The sequence below is a fragment of the Streptomyces beijiangensis genome (assembly GCF_017315755.1).
Classification (GTDB): domain Bacteria; phylum Actinomycetota; class Actinomycetes; order Streptomycetales; family Streptomycetaceae; genus Streptomyces; species Streptomyces beijiangensis.
The window spans coordinates 1-548 of sequence record NZ_JAFLRJ010001185.1; the positions used below are offsets into that span (position 1 = coordinate 1).

Consider the following 548-nt stretch of genomic DNA (forward strand, 5'->3'; position numbering starts at 1 on the left):
GTGCGGCGAGGAGCTGATCGAGCCGCTGTTCGCGCACGGGGCGGCGGGGTGTGATCTCGCCGTCGTCGAGGGGGTCATGGGGCTGTACGACGGGGCTGCCGGGCGGGGTGAGCTGGCCTCGACCGCGCAGGTGGCGAAGGTGCTGCGGGCTCCTGTGGTGCTGGTCGTCGATGCGTCGTCACAGTCGCGGTCGGTGGCCGCGCTGGTGCACGGGTTCGCGTCCTGGGATCCGCAGGTGCGGATCGGCGGGGTGATTCTGAACAAGGTCGGATCGGACCGGCACGAGGCGATGCTGCGGGAGGCTCTGGACGAGTCCGGGGTGCCGGTGCTCGGGGTGTTGCGGCGGGTGTCGCAGGTCGAGACGCCTTCGCGGCATCTGGGGCTTGTGCCGGTGGCCGAGCGGCGGGCAGCCGCGGTTGAGGCTGTACGGGAGCTGGGGGCGCGGGTGCGGGCGGGGTGTGATCTGGAGGCGGTGCTTGCGTTGGCCCGTAGCGCGCCGCCGCTGGTCGGGGGTGCGTGGGAGCCAGCGCCCTGGGGGCTCCGCCCCC

1 protein-coding gene is annotated in these 548 nt (G+C 73.7%); it reads left to right on the top strand.

Annotated elements, in window-relative coordinates; genetic code table 11:
- Positions 1–548 (top strand): nucleotide-binding protein (locus J0695_RS41105; protein ID WP_206969903.1); only part of this gene is annotated, 548 nt, incomplete at both ends.